This is a genomic window from Phytohabitans houttuyneae, from assembly GCF_011764425.1.
GTDB lineage: Bacteria > Actinomycetota > Actinomycetes > Mycobacteriales > Micromonosporaceae > Phytohabitans > Phytohabitans houttuyneae.
The window spans coordinates 1,296,043-1,312,662 of the sequence record NZ_BLPF01000004.1; the positions used below are offsets into that span (position 1 = coordinate 1,296,043).

A 16,620-nucleotide genomic window follows, 5' to 3' on the forward strand; every position below is an offset into this window, starting at 1 on the left:
GCTGCAGTGGCTCCACGACAATCCTGATGACACTGATGCGTCGGCCCAGTCCGAGTCCCCAAGAATCTGAAACGGGATGAACTCCACGTCGTCGATGTGGCGGCCTCGGGTAAGGACCGGCCTGACGGGTGAGCTTCAGCTGGCCGGACCGGAACTCAGCCAGGCCGATGGGTCGAGCCCGAACGACGCCATCGCCGCGAAGATGCCGGCTCCGCGGTTGTCCTCGATCGGATGCTCGCCTTCGCTGGGCAGGGGTTCGCCCATTGCCATGCCCCGCGTCATGGCGGCGTGGGAGACGAAGACGTGTCGTAGTGGCTGGCCGTCCCGAGCTGCCGTCAGCCAGTAGGAGCCGGAAACCGTCTCGGCGCCGCAGCCGACGACGGTGCCCAGGGCGGTCGACATCGCGACGATCATGTCCGGGCTGTCAGACAGGACCATCGATGTATCGACCATGAACGCCCGGCCGTCGAGCTCGCCGAGCAGCATGTCGAACTTGCCGGAGTCGATGTTGGCGTCCGCGGTGCGGTCGACGACCGATTCGACCGTGAACTCGCCGGTGTGCCGGGACAACTCCTGGAGCAGGTCCGTCGCCGAGGTGGTGACGACGATGTACCCGTGGTGCGGCGTCGGTGACCAGCGCGGACAGATGAGGGGCATGCCGTGAATGGGCGAGGGTGCAGGGTTTGTCGTCGCCCATGTGGTGGCTGGGGCGAGGGCTGGACATGCCCAGGTAGCGCCGGCCATAATATTTACTGACGCCGATGTACTCGGCGCTGCGGCGCGATCGACCGCAGACGAATCCGGTCGATTTCCTTGCGTCTTGTTCCTGCGCCTTCCCCGCCACGTCAGGAGTCAGCATGCCCAAAATTCGTCGTTTCCGCTCCATCCGCCTGTTGGCCGCGACCGCCGTCGGCTTGCTCGCGGTGGCCCTGTTTCCCGCGACCAGCGCCCAAGCGGCTACGGCCCCGTTCACTGTCTCCGTCAAGGGCGGCTACAACAACACCCAGTCCCTCGGCACCGCCACCGGCAGCGTGACCGCGACGGCGGGAAGCAACCAGGCGAGCTACTCGGTAACGCTGTGCGGGGAGAGCACCTACCCGAGCTCCTCAGTCACCATCGCGGCGGGAAGCGCCACCGCCCTTCACACGGTCTACTACCAGAACTGTCAGACCTTCAGCGGCGACCTCAACTCCAGCTACGGGTTCACCACCGCTCAGATCACCGTGTCCGGGTCGACCTTCTACCCGGGCAACCAGTACACGACGTACACGAAGTCCAGGACCCTGTACTTCTGATCCACCCCCTCCACCACCTGACCGCAGGTCCGTCATCGGACAACACACGAGCCAGGTCAGGGCTTCACCCCCTGACCTGGCTCCGTGTCGGGTTGGAGGCCGGCGCCGCCAATTGTGGCGGTGTCAACGCCCAACAGCGCCCTCACCACAGGCGGACGCCGCGGCCCCACCCAGACCAACATCCGCTCATGGCTCCCCTCTGTGTCAAGAGGGTTGGTGGGGACTACGGTTTAGGCTTGCTGTCGGCGGGTCCGGGAAGTGACTTTTCCGAAGAGCCGGCGTGGGGATGAGAGCTGGTCACGCAGGACTTGTAGACGTGTCCCGGTGTCCTCCCGGACCCGTCGCGGCCGTGGCGACAGCGTCGTTGATCATTTGTCGGTAGACGAGGTCGGACAGCCGCCGTTTCAGGCTTCGCATCGCTTCCATCGACGTCTTGCCGGCTGCTTTTCTGCGGTCGAAGTAGGCGCGTCCGAGGGTGGCGTTGCGCAACTGAACTGTGGCCATGATGTGCAGGACCCGGTTGATCTGCCGGTTGCCTGCCCGGGAGAGCCGGTGTCGTACCTGGTCGCCGGAGGAGGCGTCGATGGGTGCGGTGCCATTCCAGGAGGCGAAGTGGGCCCGGTTGGGGAAACGGGTGATGTCGCCGACCTCGACCAGGAGCCGGGCGGCGCCGGAGGGTCCGATGCCGTGCAGGTCCATCAAGGTGGTGCCGGTGGCGGCAACCAGTTCCTTGAGCTCTTTGTCGGCCTGCTTGGAGCGCTGGTAGACCCGTTCCAGGTCGGCGATCAGCTCGGCGGCCACCCGCCGGCGGGCCTTGCCGACCGCGTCCCGCGGTCGGACGGTGGCCAGCAGCGCCTTGGCCTGAGCCGCGGACAGGCTCTTCTTTGCCCCGCCGGGGATGAGCTCGAGCAGCAGTTGGTGCAACTGGCAGACCATCCGGGTGTGGTCGTCGCCGAGGGAACGGCGGCGGTCGACCAGCAGCCGCAGCACGGCGAGTTGCTCGTCGTTGACCAGCGGCCGTAGGCCGCTCATACGCGTGCCGACCAGGGCGACGGAATGGGCGTCGGTGGCGTCGGTCTTGCGGCCTTGTCCGGTGACGAAGACACGTGCCCGAGCGGACAGCTTCGGTGGCACGTCGACGACCTGCTCGCCATCGGCCAGCAGGCGGGTGGCGATGTGTCGGCCGATACCCTCGCAGCCCTCGATCGCCCAGACCCGGTCCGGCCACTGCTTCGCATAGGCGACCATCGCCGCGAAGCCGGCGCGGTCGGTGCCGAACCGGCCGCCACCAAGGACAGTCTCGTCGGCGGCCATCACCTCGATCGTGGCTGAACGCTTGTGCGGGTCCATGCCGATGACCACTCGGTCCGACAGGGTCACAGGTCCTCCACTTGCTCGATCCGACAACGTGTCGAGCTGGGAGGGCAACGCTTCTTCGAGCTGGGCAATCCCCTCTTGAGCCTCTCCCCGCCCATAGGCGACGCCCGGGACCGCGCAGGCCAAATGAGAGCCACACAACCAGTGCGGGCAGCCGATGAGAGAGCGACAGCCCGGACGCCTAGACAGAAGCCTGGCCGGGCCTCGGTCCTACCGCAATGAAACAAGAAGCCGATGAGCGCTCGATTAGCGGTTTGATTTGCGCGCAGTCGTACTCCCGGAGGACGAATTGCCTCTGGCATGTACTCGACGTGATAGCTAGCTCCAAGTTCGTCTTGAAGTCGCAAAACGAGTCGCCGGCCGACGGCTACAAACCGCTCGGCATCGTGTTCGGAATCGAACCCACCCGACGCCGGCCAACCCGAAAGGGTGGCCTCGAAGTCGGCTTTCCACTGGGCGAGGTCGGAACGCAGGCTGTCGCTGAGTCGCAGAGCCTGGGGATCAACCTCGACGTTGTCGTGCCCAATCGTCTGCGTAAGCGGAGATCGGCCTCGAGCGGCCATCACCTTGATCCAGCGTCGAGGTGCTGGCCGGTCCAGCAGTTCTCGCGCAGCCGCAACTATGTCGGCCTCGATGTGTTCGGCGTCCTCGGGGTGATCGTCCAGCGTTGACGCCAAGCCCACAAAGATCCGCAGGTCCCCGTTGTCCCGCACCTTCTCAGACGCCAGCCAGAGATCGTTGGCTCCGCGGGCCGCCCCAATACGTCCGGCCACGATGTCGCCCGCCGTACGCCGGGCCAGGTGCCACTGCCCGCGGTCGGCGTCCGGAAGCTCGATGTCGAGTTCGCCCAGAGCAACGCGAAACAGATCCGACGAGTCCCGGACGTCCCATCGTGCCTGCCCGCGAGAACACGAAGAGCAGGACTATCCAGGCCGCGAACAAGAGCGTCGGTTGCGAGTTCGGGGAGATCATCGAGTGGGAGCCTTCCGACCGCCATTCGCCAGGCCGCCACCTCCAGCGGATCTGCTTCCGTCACGGGCTCAGCGTAGGTACGCCTCGTAGTCGAAGCGACTCATTTGCAACAAGGTCCAAGTCCACGTCGTCCAGCCCAGGATCGGTCAGCTTCGCGACCGTATGGCGCAGCCCGGCGCCTATGCCTGATCGTTGCCGTGCCGCCGCGCGGCGCGGATGAGTCGGCACGCAGGACAGGTCAGCGTGCCGGTCCGACCAAGTTCGACGCCAAGATTCGCCGTCTCGGCTCCGGCCTTCGAGGCCAGCCGGTTCCAGCCAGCCCATTGCCTGCCCGGGCCAGTGGCTGCCGTGGGCGGTGCCGTCGACGAGCGCGCCAGCCCGCGGAGAAAACCGCCGATGGCCGAAACGGCGTGACCGGGACAAGCTCACGCAACTGGCCGCCGGCCTTCAGCTCCGTGTCAAACTACGCACACGAAGTTAAGTTCATATGTGGGGCCTTGGTGTCCTCGGGCATCGAGAAGCGTGACATACTCTCGCCACTGGCCGGCGTACAAACAGGTTCGCTCGTAGAAAATCGCACCATGCCCCTGAATGCACAAACCACCGGCACCGAAATTGTCGGCAACGCGGAATCCTGGTTGGCCATCCCAGCGTCCACCCGAAATATCGCATTCAGCATCGACGTAGTTGATTTTTAGGATTGGGTCAACACCGACCTTACCAACTGTGTTCTCGATAGTCGTAATCGTTGGCTCGGACGGGGTGGATGCCGATCGTGGCGGCGCGGTGGGGCCGGCTGGCAATAGGTATTTCCATCCACCGATCGCGAAGGTAGTGACCGCGATCAGACTCACAAGTACCGATAGCAGCACGACAAATGGGTGTTCATCCAATTTTCGCCAGCTCCGAATTCTCAGCGCCGAGGTAGTCGCGCTCGCCCGCCCGGCGATGGCGTCCAGCCCGCGGGCGGCCAGGTCGTCGTCGAGCGCGTTGAGGCGGTAGGCCCGGCCCGACTCACCGGTGAGGTGCGCGGTTACCAGACTGATCGCGATGGGCAGGTTGCCGCATCGCCGCACGATACGCCGGGCCACCTCAGGATCGGCATCGACCCGCTCGGCGCCGACGAGGCCGGCCAGCATGCAAACGGCCTCATCCTCCGACAGCGCGCCCACGCCGATGCGCGCCGAGGCGGGCAGATCGCGCAGCTCGACCCGGCTGGTGACGAGGAAGACGCTGGGCCCGCCGACGCTCACGGCCTGGCGGATCTGGTCGGCGTCGTGAGCGTCGTCGAGCATGATCAGTACACGTTTGGAGTCGACTGTCTCCCGGTATCGCCGGTACGTAGCGTCGTCGTCATGGGCGGAGGCCGGCCCTCCCAGCCGGATAGCCAGCTCGCGAATCAGATCCGCCGGCGGCAACGGCTTCTCCGACGAGCCCCGCAGCCGGATCAGCACGCGCCCGTCGAAGTCTTTATCGTGCTGGGATGCCGCCTGCGTCATCAGGGTGGACTTGCCCGAGCCGGCCAGACCCTCCAACACGACCACCCGAACGGGCGGGCGGCCGCCCCGGCGTGGGCGGCTCAGGTACTTCGACAAGACGGTGAGTTCAGCCTCGCGGCCAACGAAGTGCGTGGGTTGGTGCGGCGGCTCGGAGTCCACGCCGCCGCCGGACGGCGCGGACTCCGGCCGGAGCACCGGTCGCGCCTCACCCCGCAAGACGGGCACCAGGACACCCAACGCGGCGGCACTGATCTCACGGAGCTGAACGTGCGATCCCGAGTACGGGGTGAGGAATGCCGGCAGTTCCCGCGGCGAGCGTCCCGGAAGCACGATCGGCACGATCTTCTCCAGCCAGGCGCCGCCCTTGTCCCGGTACACCTGCTCGCGCAGCAGGCGGGCCTCATACCACACCCCCCGCCCCTCGTCGGGCGGGCCGTCACCACGCGCCCGCTGCAAATACAACGGCGACGCGATGACCAGCACGAAGTCGGCCTCGGCGACCTGCCGCTCCATCCAGTCGACCCACTGCGGCGAGGAGTCGGCCACCGCCGTGTCCAGGCGGACATCGAAACCCAGCGACGCCAACACCCGGGAAAGGGTGCCGACCGCCGCCGTGTGCTCGGCACCGTCATGGGCGTACGAGACGAACACCCGGGGCATGGCATCGACCACGTAGCCCATTGTGCCAGCGCGCGACAACGCCGCACTCCATCGGTTTCGCGAGATCGTAGAAGTCGATTGGGCCGTCCCCTCGGCGTGGCTAATGTGCTGTCCATGCTCGGCAAACCTGAGCAGGTCGACGCCCACTGCCTGCTGTCGTAGTTACGTTCGGGCTGTCAAGGCCGCACGTTGAGCATGGCTTGGACTTTGATCTGTCCATCGCGCCGGTTGTACTTGCGCGGCTGTAGATAAATCAGATGCCGGAGTGTTCCGTGGCGGCGCTGCAGCATCAATCGGCCTGGCAACCAGGCGAAGCCGTCAGCCAGCAGCTGCATGCCGAGCCAGGTTCCGGCGGCCAGGACGACCTCGCGAGGGGTGTCGGACGCATCGCTGCCCAAGCTGCTGCCTCCGTTGACGCTCAGGGTGTCAATGACGTGGCGGTGGATCGACCCAGCTGTTGAGACCGAGCCGGATCCGATGCTCCCCGGAGTATTCTCGGTCCGGGTCGGCGAGTCGATCAAGGCGCGCTCGCGGCGATATGACATGGTCGTGGCTCCGGGCGCAGCGATGGAGACGACCCTGAAGGCGTTCACGCCTGCTGCCGCCCGCAGTGCGCGCGGGTGGAGGTCCGCGTAGGCCGGATGGGCAGGCGCGGACGCGGCCTGGCAAATCCTCGCCGACGATGCGGCGGGTGGTCTGGGGCATCAGATGGACGCGGAGCGGGTTCGGGTTAGCTGGGACAGCCGGAGTCGCCGGTCGGCTCGCCGTACTTCACGACCGTTAGCACGATGCGTGTACTGGACGGTGGGGTGCTCCCGGGGGTGGCTGACTGGTCGGTGACTACCCAGTTGCGGTCGATGACCTGCGAGCGGCCCTGTCCCGTACCGTCCTGCGAGTTCAGGTTCGAGAATCCTGCCGATTGAAGAGCGTCCTGAGCCGCTTGCAGGTCGCTGCAGACCACGTCGGGTATGACACCGTGGCTGGGCGCGGTCGGCTGTCGCATATCTGAGGGCTTGCTCACGGTCAACGTGATGGCGGTGCCGCGGTCTACCTGAGCACCTGCTTTCGGGCTCTGCGACCGCACGATCCAGTTGGTCGAGTTGACCACAACGCGCCCTTTGCCGGTCGCGTCTTTAGTAGTGATGTTGGTAAATCCTGCCGCGGACAGTTGGCTGTAGGCATCAGTGAGCCGTGCGCCAGTCACCCCCGGCATGGTTGTAGGTTCATGGGCCGTCGATAGCCGTGCCGGGATGGCTGTGCTGTCGGCGATCGGCGCAGGGCTGGTTGCCCCGCTCAACCGGGAATTGCTAGTGGTAGTTGCGACGGTGGCCGGTGCCGGCCTTGTCGGCTGGCTCTGGCCGCTGGGGCCGGTATCCCAGACGAACATCTCAATGATGACCAAAGCCCCCAGAGCGGCCGTGCTGACGCGGCTGACGTTGGTGTTCACAGCCTTCTCCCGTCGTGCGCCTACGCCTCGGCGGGCCGCCAGCGCGTTTCCCATACGGGTCTCGCCTCGCGGGGCCGTAATCGCACACCTCGCCCGCGGGATAGCTGCGGGCGCCGGTTGCGGCGGCGTCGAACTCCTCGACCGTTACCTTCAGTATGGACCGCGGCTCGGCGGGCCGTGTAGAAGTACCGGCAAGCGGCGGCCGGCCCAAAATCGGGTTGGTGCATCCGACATGGCCAGAGTGATTGATCGGCTCAGGCGTCGGTCGATCCTTCACTCACCGTCCCTTGCCGACACGCAGATCCGTAGCAACTTATTGTCACCGCCTACCGTGACCACGACGCCTCCGCGCGTCATCGCACGGCCCTCCCGCGACACTCCGCCAAGAGACAACGGAGGGCCGTCGCCCACCACAACCCGCTCACAGTGCCGCCGGAGACGAACAAGGACAACCACCCAGTGGTTGCCCTTAACCCATCCTCACCGCCAACGCCGCCGGCCTACCCCCTCATACTCATCCTGAGTGCCGTCGAACAAGCTGGGTATCGAGGGCGGCAGCAACGGCGGACTGCTGATGGGTGTCATGCTCACCCGCTACCCCGAACTGTTCGGGGCGATCGTCGCCACCGTGCCGCTGCTGGACATGCGCCGCTACACCAAGCTGCTGGCCGGCGCGTCGTGGATCGCCGAGTACGGCGACCCCGACGACGAGGCCGACTGGGCCTACCTGCGCGAATTCTCGCCGTACCACAACGTCCGGCCCGACCGGCCGTACCCGCCGGTCTTGTTCCTCACCTCGACCCGCGACGACCGTGTCCATCCTGGACACGCGCGCAAGATGGTGGCCCTACTACGCGAGCACGGCTACGACGTGTCCTCTACGAGAACGTGGAAGGCGGGCACGGGGCGGCCGCCGACAACGAGCAAGCCGCCACCCTCTGGGCACTGACCCTGGAGTTCCTCAGCCGCGAGCTGCGCGGCACAGGTCGTTGAGAAACCACAAGTCCGGCACGCTGGAACCGCTAACCACCAAGCCAAGCCGATCGGGAGCAAGCAGGCCCAGCCGGACGGAACACTCGCACCGTATCCGGCACACGGGGATCCGGCCACCAGCGAGCCACGGACTTGGCGATCACTCAACCAAGATCAGGTTCACTCAACTGCCGAGATGAGGGAGGCGTCCGTATGGTGAGTCACCGCAGTGCTGCTGCGAGTTCGGCGGCGTTGTCGAACGCGGGTGCCGCCCTTTCAGATTCGTCTCCCGTGAGCGTGACGGACTGGGCGCGCGCCAGCATCTTGGCCGCAGTCTTTGGATCGTGCAGCACCATCGCGAGTTCGGCGCGGTAGACCAGGACCTCTACCTGCTCGACCGGGTCGTCGTCGGCTTGCGGGCGGGCCAATGCGCTGTCGAGGATCCGAACGGCCTTTCCGACGCTTCCCCTAGAATCGGCCTGCACGACAGCATTCGCTAGGGCCTTGGCCAGCCGCCTGGCAGGCGTGGTGGCCGGCATGGGCGCGGTGGCGGCGTCCCGATGGAATCGGATCCAGTTGCCGCCCGGGTCGATGACGCTGAACCCGCCCAACCCGTCGGCGTTCTTCCGCACCCCGCACCGAGTGTTGAGTGACAGCAGGTCGTCAGCGCCAACGCCCTGACCGACGCCGGCCGCGCCGCGGCCACCATCGAACGCGCGCTCGCCGCGATCACCGCCGCCTACCGCGCCGCCGGCGGCTGGAAGGATGGCTCGGCCACCCTGCTCGGCTATCGACGACGTCGACCGCTGGCAAGCCAGTCCACTGGCGGGTGTCGGCCTGTAACTCGGTCCTCGTCGGTCTCGGACGTGTTGGTAATAACGCGCCACCAGCCGCAAACTCGGGTGATCGTCCTGGCAGGAGATTGGCCCCTTGAGTCTGGTGAGACCGCCTTAGGTGAGCCTCCGAACACGGACCACCCGCTACGATCCATATATAGGCCGCGTGGTGAGTGTTCTGGCGGTAGCCATTGTGGATGCCGGTCGGACCGGAACCGGTGTAGATCGGCCGGCCGAGTCGCGGAGGAGGCGCGGTGGGGGACGCGACGCAGGCACCGGAGCAGATCATCTCACTGCCGCAGGGCGGTGGATCGGTCCGCGGCATCGGCGAGACGTTCACACCGGATATCCAGACCGGGACTGGCAACATGACGGTCCCGGTCATCGTGCCACCTGGACGGCGAGGCCTTGAACCGAGGCTCGATCTCGCTTACAGCACCGGCAACGGCAACGGCTTTTTCGGACTCGGTTGGACGCTCAGCCTAGCCGGGATCTCCCGCAAGACGTCGCGCGGCGTACCTGTCTATGACGATGACACCGACACCTTCATCCTGTCCGGGAACGAAGACTTGGTGCCGGTCGAAGAACTTGCCGGGATCGGCACTCGGTACCGACCGCGGAGCGAAGGGCTGTTCGCTTCCATCATCCACCACTGTGACGCCGCCTCCCATCAGGACTATTGGGAGGTGACGAGCAAGGATGGCCTGGTCAGCCGGTACGGAACTCGCCGGCCGGCGACGAGCACCACGTCCTGGCGCGACCCCGCGGTGATCGCCGACCCAGATGTGCCACATCACATCTTCGCCTGGAAGTTGACGGAGACCTGGGATCCGCTCGGCAATGCGATCACCTACGAGTACGACGCTGATGCCGGCGAATCGGGCAACCACCGGTGGCGGCAGCCCTTATTACGCACGATCGGCTACGCCGACTACATGCCGGCGGGTGGTACGGCGAGGTTCCTTGCCACCGTCACATTCGGCGACGAGGAACGGGAAGATCCGTTCTCCTCCTATACCGCCGGGTTCGAGATCAGGACCAGTCGTCGCTACCGCACGATCACCACCGCAGTGCACGCCGATACCGACCAGCTCGTTCGACGCTACGAGCTGGACTACCAGGCCGACCCGTACAACGGCGTCACGCTGCTGACCAGCGTGACGGTGGTCGGCTTCGACGACGAGGGGCCGCCTCTCGCGACCTGCCGCCGTTAGCCTTCGGCTACGGCCGCTTCGATCCGGCCTCCCGCCGGTTCCAGCCCGTCTCCGGTGCCGACCCTCCCGTGGGGGCGCTGTCCCGCGGAGACCGCGAGCTGGTCGACCTCACCGGCGACGGGCTGCCCGACGTGTTGCAAGTCAACGGAGTGGCCCGCTACTGGCGCAATCTCGGCAGCGGATCGTTCGACCGGCCACGCCCGATGGCGGGCGCGCCGGCCGGGCTCTCGCTGGCTGACCCGGGTGTGCAGCTGCTCGACGCCGACGGTGACGGGCGCGCCGACCTGCTGGTCACGACGCCGACCATCGCCGGCTATTTCCCGCTGCGGTTCGGCCCGTCGTGGGGCACCTTCCGTCGCTACCGGAATCCGCCGAGTTTCGGGCTCAAGGACCCTTGGGTGCGGCTGATCGATCTCGACGGTGATGGTGTGACCGACGCGCTGCATGCCCGTGGCAGGTTGGAGTGCTTCTTCGCCGACCCGGACGCCGGCTGGCGCGGCCCGCAGCCCGCCCGCTCAACGGATCCCGAAGGGCTGCCGCCGCTGCCCCTCACCGACCCGCGAGTACGGTGGGCGGACATGACCGGCGACGGGCTGACCGATCTCGTCCTCGTCCACAACGGGAGCGTCGAATACTGGCCGAACCTCGGCCACGGCCGCTGGGGCGGACGGCTTCGGATGCAGGACGGTCCACGACTGCCGTTCGGCTACGACCCCGCCCGGCTGATGCTCGGCGACGTGGACGGTGATGGCCTGGCCGACCTCGTCTACAGCGACGGCGACCGCGTCACGGTCTGGTTCAACCGCAGCGGCAACGGCTGGAGCGAGCCGGTGACAGTTCCCGGACCGCCCGCGGGCGGCTGGGATGTCCGGCTCACCGACCTGCTCGGCACCGGGACCGGCGGCGTGCTGTGGAGCCGGGATGCTACGTCGCCCGGCCGCCCGTCGATGTACTTCCTCGACCTCACCGGAGGGGTCAAACCTCGGCTGCTCGTCCAGGTCGACAACCACATCGGCGCGGTCACCAGGATCGGCTACCGGCCCTCCACCGCCTACGCGACGGCCGACAATGCCAGCCCGCACACCCGGTGGCGCACCCCGCTGCCGTTCGTCGTCCCCGTCGTGTCCCGCGTCGAGTCCGTCGACCAGATTTCCGGCGGCAAGCTGACCAGCACCTATTCCTACCGGCACGGCTACTGGGATGGCGCCGACCGCGAGTTCCGCGGTTTCGGCCGCGTAGAGCAGTTCGATTCTGAGACTATCGTGGACTATCACGCTGCCGGCCTGCATCCTGATGCCTCGTTCGGCCCGGTCGGGCAGGCGTCGTTCTCCCCGCCCACGTTGACCCGCACCTGGTTCCACCTCGGCCCGATGGACACCGACGACGAGGACCGCTGGGCCGAGCTGGACCTGCGGGCCGAATACTGGCCCGGCGACCCGCACCTGCTCGACCACAACGGCGGGGTCCGTCGGTTCCTGCGCGGCCTCCATGATCCGGCCGGACGGCCAGCCCGGCGGGACGCGCTGCGGGCGCTGCGGGGCCGGGTTCTGCGCACTGAGCTGTACGGGCTCGACGGTACGGCCGAACGGGGCAGGCCGTACACGGTCGCCGAGCACGCCTACGACCTGCGAGAAGAACCGGCGGCCGGAGCACCGGGCCGGCCGCGGGTGTTCACTGCCTTCGAAGTCGCCACCCGCACCACCCAGTGGGAACGCGGTACCGACCCGATGACCCGGTTCACCTTCACTGGCGACCATGATTCGTACGGCCAGCCCCGGCGGCAGACTGCGGTGGCGGCGCCCCGCCGGTCGACCCGCCGCCAGTCGTTCACCGTCGCCCCCGTCCACGCCGGCCAGGGCCGCACGCTCCGTCCCGACGAGACGCGGATACTCGCCACCCATACCCGTACCGGCTACGCCGAGCCGGACCAGAGCACCGCGATCCACGACCGGGTCGCGCAGGTGCGCACCTTCGAACTCGCGGACCCGCCCGGTGTCGACGAGCAGAGGCCGAACAACGTACAGGAAGTGCTGGCCGACCAGCTACGGGCCGCCGAAGCAGTCCGCGACACCTTCGAGCGTCTGGCTGCAGCCGACACCCGATTGATCGGGCATGTCGTCAACCACTACGACGGGCCTGCCTACGTCGGGCGGGAAGCGCGTCAAGTCGGACCGCACGGGCTGCTGACCCGCAGCGAGACGCTCGTCTTCCGCGACGGCACAGGCGCTGAAGACACGCTCGCCGACGCATACGGCCCCTGGCGCCCGGACTACCTGGGTGGCACCGACGAGCCGTTGCCCTCCGGCGCGCCAGCAGCGTTCGGCGCCGACCTGGGCTACCGGCACGAGCCGATCGACCCGGCCGACACCGTCCATGCCGCCGGCTGGTACGCCGACACCGCCCGCAACGCCTACGACGTCCAGTTGGCCGCGGCGGGACCAGTGCCCGGCCGCGGCCTGCTCCTCGGAGTCCAAGACCCACTGCGCCACGAGACCCGAGTGACCCCCGACAAGTACGGGCTGCTACCCGCAACGGTGCGGGACCCGGCGGCCCTGACCTCAACAGCCGTCTACAACTACCGGACCGGTCGGCCCAGCCGGATCATCGACCCGAACGGGAACGCGACGAACTACCGCTATCACCCCCTCGGTCTTCTCTCCGCCTTCCAGCTGGACGGCCGCGCGGGTGAAGGCGGGACCGACGAACGTCCCGAGATCCGGTACAGCTACGACCTGTCCGCCTACGCGCAGCGCGAGCAGCCAGTCTCGGTGCATACCGTTGCTCGGGTATGGCACGCCATGGACGGTCTCCGGCCCGACGATGCCGCGGACGACGTGATCGAGACCCGGGAGTACTCCGACGGCTTCGGCCGGCTGGTGCAGAAACGCGTCCAGGCCGACGACCTGGCCTTCGGCCGCACCGGCGACGACACCGGGCTGACCATCCCCGATGCTCACGGCGAACCGGAGCCGGTGCCCGGTCAAGCTGGCGGGCCCGCGGTCGGCACCCGTGTCACTGACCGAGTCGTCGTCAGTGGCTGGCAGGTCTACGACAACAAGGGGCGAGTCGTCGAGACCTACGAACCGTTCTACGACTCCGGCTGGGACTACCAGCCGGCGGTCGAGGCACGGCAGGGGAAACGAGTCGCCAACTTCTATGACCCGCGCGGCCAGATGGTGCGCGTGGTCAAATCCGACGGTTCGCGGCGGCGGACAGTTTTCGGCCAGCCCGACAACCTGGCCACACCCGACATCATCGACCCGACCCCGTGGGCGGTCACGACCTACGACGAGAACGACCTCGCGCCAGACAGCCGCAGCCCCACCGGCGCCTCGCTGGCCGGGCGCGCACCGGTGTCTCACCATTTCACGCCCACGACGGCAGTCGTGGACGCGCTCGGCCGGACGGTCTGCCAGATCGTCCGGGGCGGTCCGGTCCCGGCGACCGACTTGCACGCCACCCAGACCGGCTACGACATCCGCGGCAACCCGCTGACCGTCGTCGACGAACTAGGACGGGCCGCGTTCGCCCACGCCCACGACCTGACGAACCGGCCGTTGCGGGTCGACAGCATCGACGCCGGGCGGCAGATCACCGTGCTTGACGCGGTCGGCAACACCGTCGCCGCGCGCGACTCTCGTGGATGCGTGGCACTGCGTACATACGACGTGCTGAACCGGCCGGCCACGGTGTACGCCCGCGACGAGGCAGCCGCGACGACGACGATGCGGGAACAACTCACATACGGCGACCGCGGCGACTCCGCACAGCCGCCGACCGATCGCGCAGCGGCCCGCGCCCACAACCGGCTCGGCCGACTGTGGCGGCACCTCGACGAGGCCGGACTGGTCACCGTCGAGGAGTACGACTTCACCGGGAGGGCGACCAGCCAGGTCCGCCAGGTCGTCAGCGACGCGGCGATCGCCGCGGCCGAACCGGACGGCTGGACCGCGAACTGGGCCGCGCCCGGCGCCCAGGCCGCTTCGCTCGACCCGACCGAGTACCGCACGACCACCCGATACGACGCGCTCGGCCGGGCAGTCCGGGTCACGGTCCCCACCGCGGTCGGCGGGCAGCAGGACCGAATCGTCACCCCGGCCTACAGCCGATCCGGCGCCCTGCGGTCAGTTTCGGTCGATGGTGTGCCTTACGTCCGGCTGCTCGCCCACAACGCCCGCGGCCAGCGGGTGCTCGCCGCCTACGGCGACGGAACCCCGGACGGCACCGGACCCGGAGCGGTGACCCGCTACGCATACGACCCGGACACGTTCCGGCTGGTCCGGCTCCGCACCGACCGCATGGAGCCCAGCCCCGACGACACGTGGATCGGTACGGGCGGGACCCCCGTCCAAGACCTCACCCATACCTACGATCTGGTCGGCAACGTCACCGTGATCGAGGAACGCACCGCCGGCTGCGGGGTAGCTGGTCCGGGCGACGGCCGCAACGCGCTGATCCGCCGATTCGGCTACGACCCGCTCTACCGGTTGACATCGGCCACCGGGCGCGCCTGCGCCGACATCGGCCTGCTCAGGCCGCTCGACGACGTCCCCCGCTGCGGGTCCTATCCGGCCGCGCCGAACCAGGCCAACGCACCCGACGCCACCACCGGCTACCGCGAGACCTACACCTACGACCCGGCCGGGAACCTCCTCGATCTGCTCTACCAGGTCACGACCGGGCCGGCGCCACCGAGCTGGCACCGCGTGTTCGGGACGGGTGGCCTGCCGCCGGAGGATTGGCCGGACGCGTCGAGCAACAGGTTGACCAGCGTGCGTAATGCCGGCCAGCCGGAGGTGACCCTGACCTACGACGACGCCGGCAACCTGCTGACCGAGACGGACTCACGTCACTTCAGCTGGGACCACGCCGGCCGGCTGGTCGGCTTCCGGACCACCGCCGGCGCCGGGACCTCAGTCTCGGCTCGCTACCTCTACGGGGCGGACGGCCGGCGGGTGAAGAAATGGGTTCGGCGCAACAACAGCGCCTCCCTCGACGAGAGCATCGCCTACCTCACTGACCTGGTCGAGCACCATTGGTGGGCCAAGAACGGCGGCGGTCACAACAGCCTTCTCCAAATCCTGGACGGCAGCGGCCGCATCGCCGTCGTCCGAAACGGCAGTGACGTGCACCCCGACGACGCCGGCCCTGCCATCCGGTACGAACTGGCCGACCACCTCGGCAGCGCGTCGGTCACCCTCGACGCCACCGGCGGCTGGATCAACCGCGAGGAATACTTTCCCTACGGCGAAACCAGCTTCGGCAGCTTCCGCCGCAAACGCTACCGCTACACCGGCAAAGAACGCGACGAAGAATCCGGCCTCAACTACCACGCCGCCCGGTACTACGCGCCCGGCACGTGCCGATGGACCAGCCCGGACCCGCGTTACAGCAGCGCCCGCAGCAACCGGTACGTCTATGCTGCCGGTCGCCCGATGGATCTGTCGGACCCGGGAGGTCGCGAAGAACGCAAGCCGGACGATACCTCGACACCGTCCTCCCTGCCGGTGGTCTCAGCGGTTCCGAATCCCGGCACGGTCGTGCGCAAAACGAATCCCAACATCAACCGGGCACCAGAGACGATCGGCATGAAGGCGCGCGACCCCACCGCCACGAACTCACCGGGCGAACACGCACTCGGCGAGCATCTCACCACCGAAGGTCGCCCGTCGCGCTGGCTGTCGGGGAGCGACACGTGGCTCGGCGACCCGAAGTTCGAAGGAACTCGATATTGGATCAGTGTGCCGATCGCCCAGGCGAACGGTGTGAAGGTGGTATCGAACGAGGAACTCCTCGCCGACGTCGACCGGATGGTGAAGGAGCGCGAGAGCAGCGGCTTCTCGGAACGGGTCGAAGGGATGTTCAAGCCGGACCAGGCCAACGTCAAGGAGACGTTGTTCCGCGACTACGTCCCGCCGTCGGCGATCGAGTCCGGATGGACGCGCGGCACGAAAGGTTTCGGCACCGGGCTAATGCTCTACGGCGTTTACAACACGTCGAAGAACCTGACCGAGGCGACGATGCAGTCGATCGACCAGGGCACGCCGGCGCCCGTCGTCAAGCAGGGCCTCCGCGAGGCCGGTGGCTGGGCCGCCGGCATCGCGGGCGCGGAGGCCGGCGCTGCACTAGGCGCGGCCTTCGGCATCGAAACGGGTCCTGGAGCGGTCCTCACCGGCCTTGCGGGCGGCATGATCGGCGGCACGCTCGGCTACCTCGGCATGGACGTGACGATCTCGACCGCCGAGCAGATCCCTGGACCGATCGAGACCGCTGAGGCCATCGGCAACATCGTGGACCGGCTGATCAGCTGGCACTTCGGACCGTATTCCTACATACCGCCGTGGTGAG

General features: G+C 67.6%; 10 protein-coding genes and 1 pseudogene. 4 read left to right on the plus strand and 7 right to left on the minus strand.

The window, feature by feature from the left end:
- Positions 1 to 135 precede the first annotated feature (135 nt).
- Positions 136 to 657: a hypothetical protein gene (locus Phou_RS47985; RefSeq protein ID WP_173071077.1), complete on the minus strand. Its 522-nt coding sequence runs from the start codon at positions 655 to 657 to the stop codon at positions 136 to 138.
- Positions 658 to 857: 200 nt separating this feature from the next.
- Here Phou_RS47985 and Phou_RS47990 point away from each other — a divergent pair, with 200 nt between their 5' ends.
- The gene (locus Phou_RS47990) at positions 858 to 1,295 is read left to right on the plus strand and encodes a hypothetical protein (protein ID WP_173071079.1); all 438 of its coding nucleotides are present in this window, start codon (positions 858 to 860) and stop codon (positions 1,293 to 1,295) included.
- A gap of 297 nt (positions 1,296 to 1,592) precedes the next feature.
- On the opposite strand, the gene Phou_RS47995 is transcribed toward Phou_RS47990, so the two are convergent.
- The 5 genes from Phou_RS47995 to Phou_RS48015 all read right to left on the minus strand — a co-directional run bounded on the left by Phou_RS47995 (position 1,593) and on the right by Phou_RS48015 (position 7,250).
- Positions 1,593 to 2,675 carry an IS110 family RNA-guided transposase gene (locus Phou_RS47995; RefSeq protein WP_218579628.1) on the minus strand — a complete coding sequence of 361 codons (1,083 nt, stop codon included), beginning with the start codon at positions 2,673 to 2,675 and terminating at the stop codon, positions 1,593 to 1,595.
- Positions 2,672 to 3,235 (minus strand): immunity protein CdiI family protein, encoded by a 564-nt coding sequence (locus tag Phou_RS56230; RefSeq protein ID WP_503827021.1) that lies wholly within the window; start codon positions 3,233 to 3,235, stop codon positions 2,672 to 2,674. Before Phou_RS56230 ends, Phou_RS47995 begins: the two co-directional genes overlap by 4 nt.
- Positions 3,236 to 4,102: 867 nt before the next feature.
- Positions 4,103 to 5,824 (minus strand): TIR domain-containing protein, encoded by a 1,722-nt coding sequence (locus tag Phou_RS48005; protein WP_173071083.1) that lies wholly within the window; start codon positions 5,822 to 5,824, stop codon positions 4,103 to 4,105.
- Between the two features lie 155 nt (positions 5,825 to 5,979).
- Positions 5,980 to 6,396 (minus strand): hypothetical protein, encoded by a 417-nt coding sequence (locus tag Phou_RS48010; RefSeq protein WP_173071085.1) that lies wholly within the window; start codon positions 6,394 to 6,396, stop codon positions 5,980 to 5,982.
- A 137-nt stretch (positions 6,397 to 6,533) separates the two neighbouring features.
- Complete coding sequence (locus Phou_RS48015; protein WP_173071087.1) at positions 6,534 to 7,250, minus strand: PASTA domain-containing protein; 717 nt, start codon at positions 7,248 to 7,250, stop codon at positions 6,534 to 6,536.
- 523 nt (positions 7,251 to 7,773) lie between these two features.
- On the opposite strand from Phou_RS48015, the gene Phou_RS48020 reads away from it, so the two are divergent.
- The gene (locus tag Phou_RS48020) at positions 7,774 to 8,199 is read left to right on the plus strand and encodes a prolyl oligopeptidase family serine peptidase (protein ID WP_246274742.1); all 426 of its coding nucleotides are present in this window, start codon (positions 7,774 to 7,776) and stop codon (positions 8,197 to 8,199) included.
- Between the two features lie 244 nt (positions 8,200 to 8,443).
- Here Phou_RS48020 and Phou_RS48025 read toward each other — a convergent pair.
- Positions 8,444 to 8,866 (minus strand): annotated as a pseudogene (locus Phou_RS48025) (DUF8817 family protein); the annotation flags it as partial.
- A 446-nt stretch (positions 8,867 to 9,312) separates the two neighbouring features.
- Here Phou_RS48025 and Phou_RS48030 point away from each other — a divergent pair.
- The gene (locus tag Phou_RS48030; RefSeq protein WP_173071089.1) at positions 9,313 to 10,272 is read left to right on the plus strand and encodes a SpvB/TcaC N-terminal domain-containing protein; all 960 of its coding nucleotides are present in this window, start codon (positions 9,313 to 9,315) and stop codon (positions 10,270 to 10,272) included.
- A gap of 68 nt (positions 10,273 to 10,340) precedes the next feature.
- Complete coding sequence (locus Phou_RS48035; RefSeq protein WP_173071091.1) at positions 10,341 to 16,619, plus strand: toxin TcdB middle/N-terminal domain-containing protein; 6,279 nt, start codon at positions 10,341 to 10,343, stop codon at positions 16,617 to 16,619.
- Position 16,620: the final 1 nt, after the last annotated feature.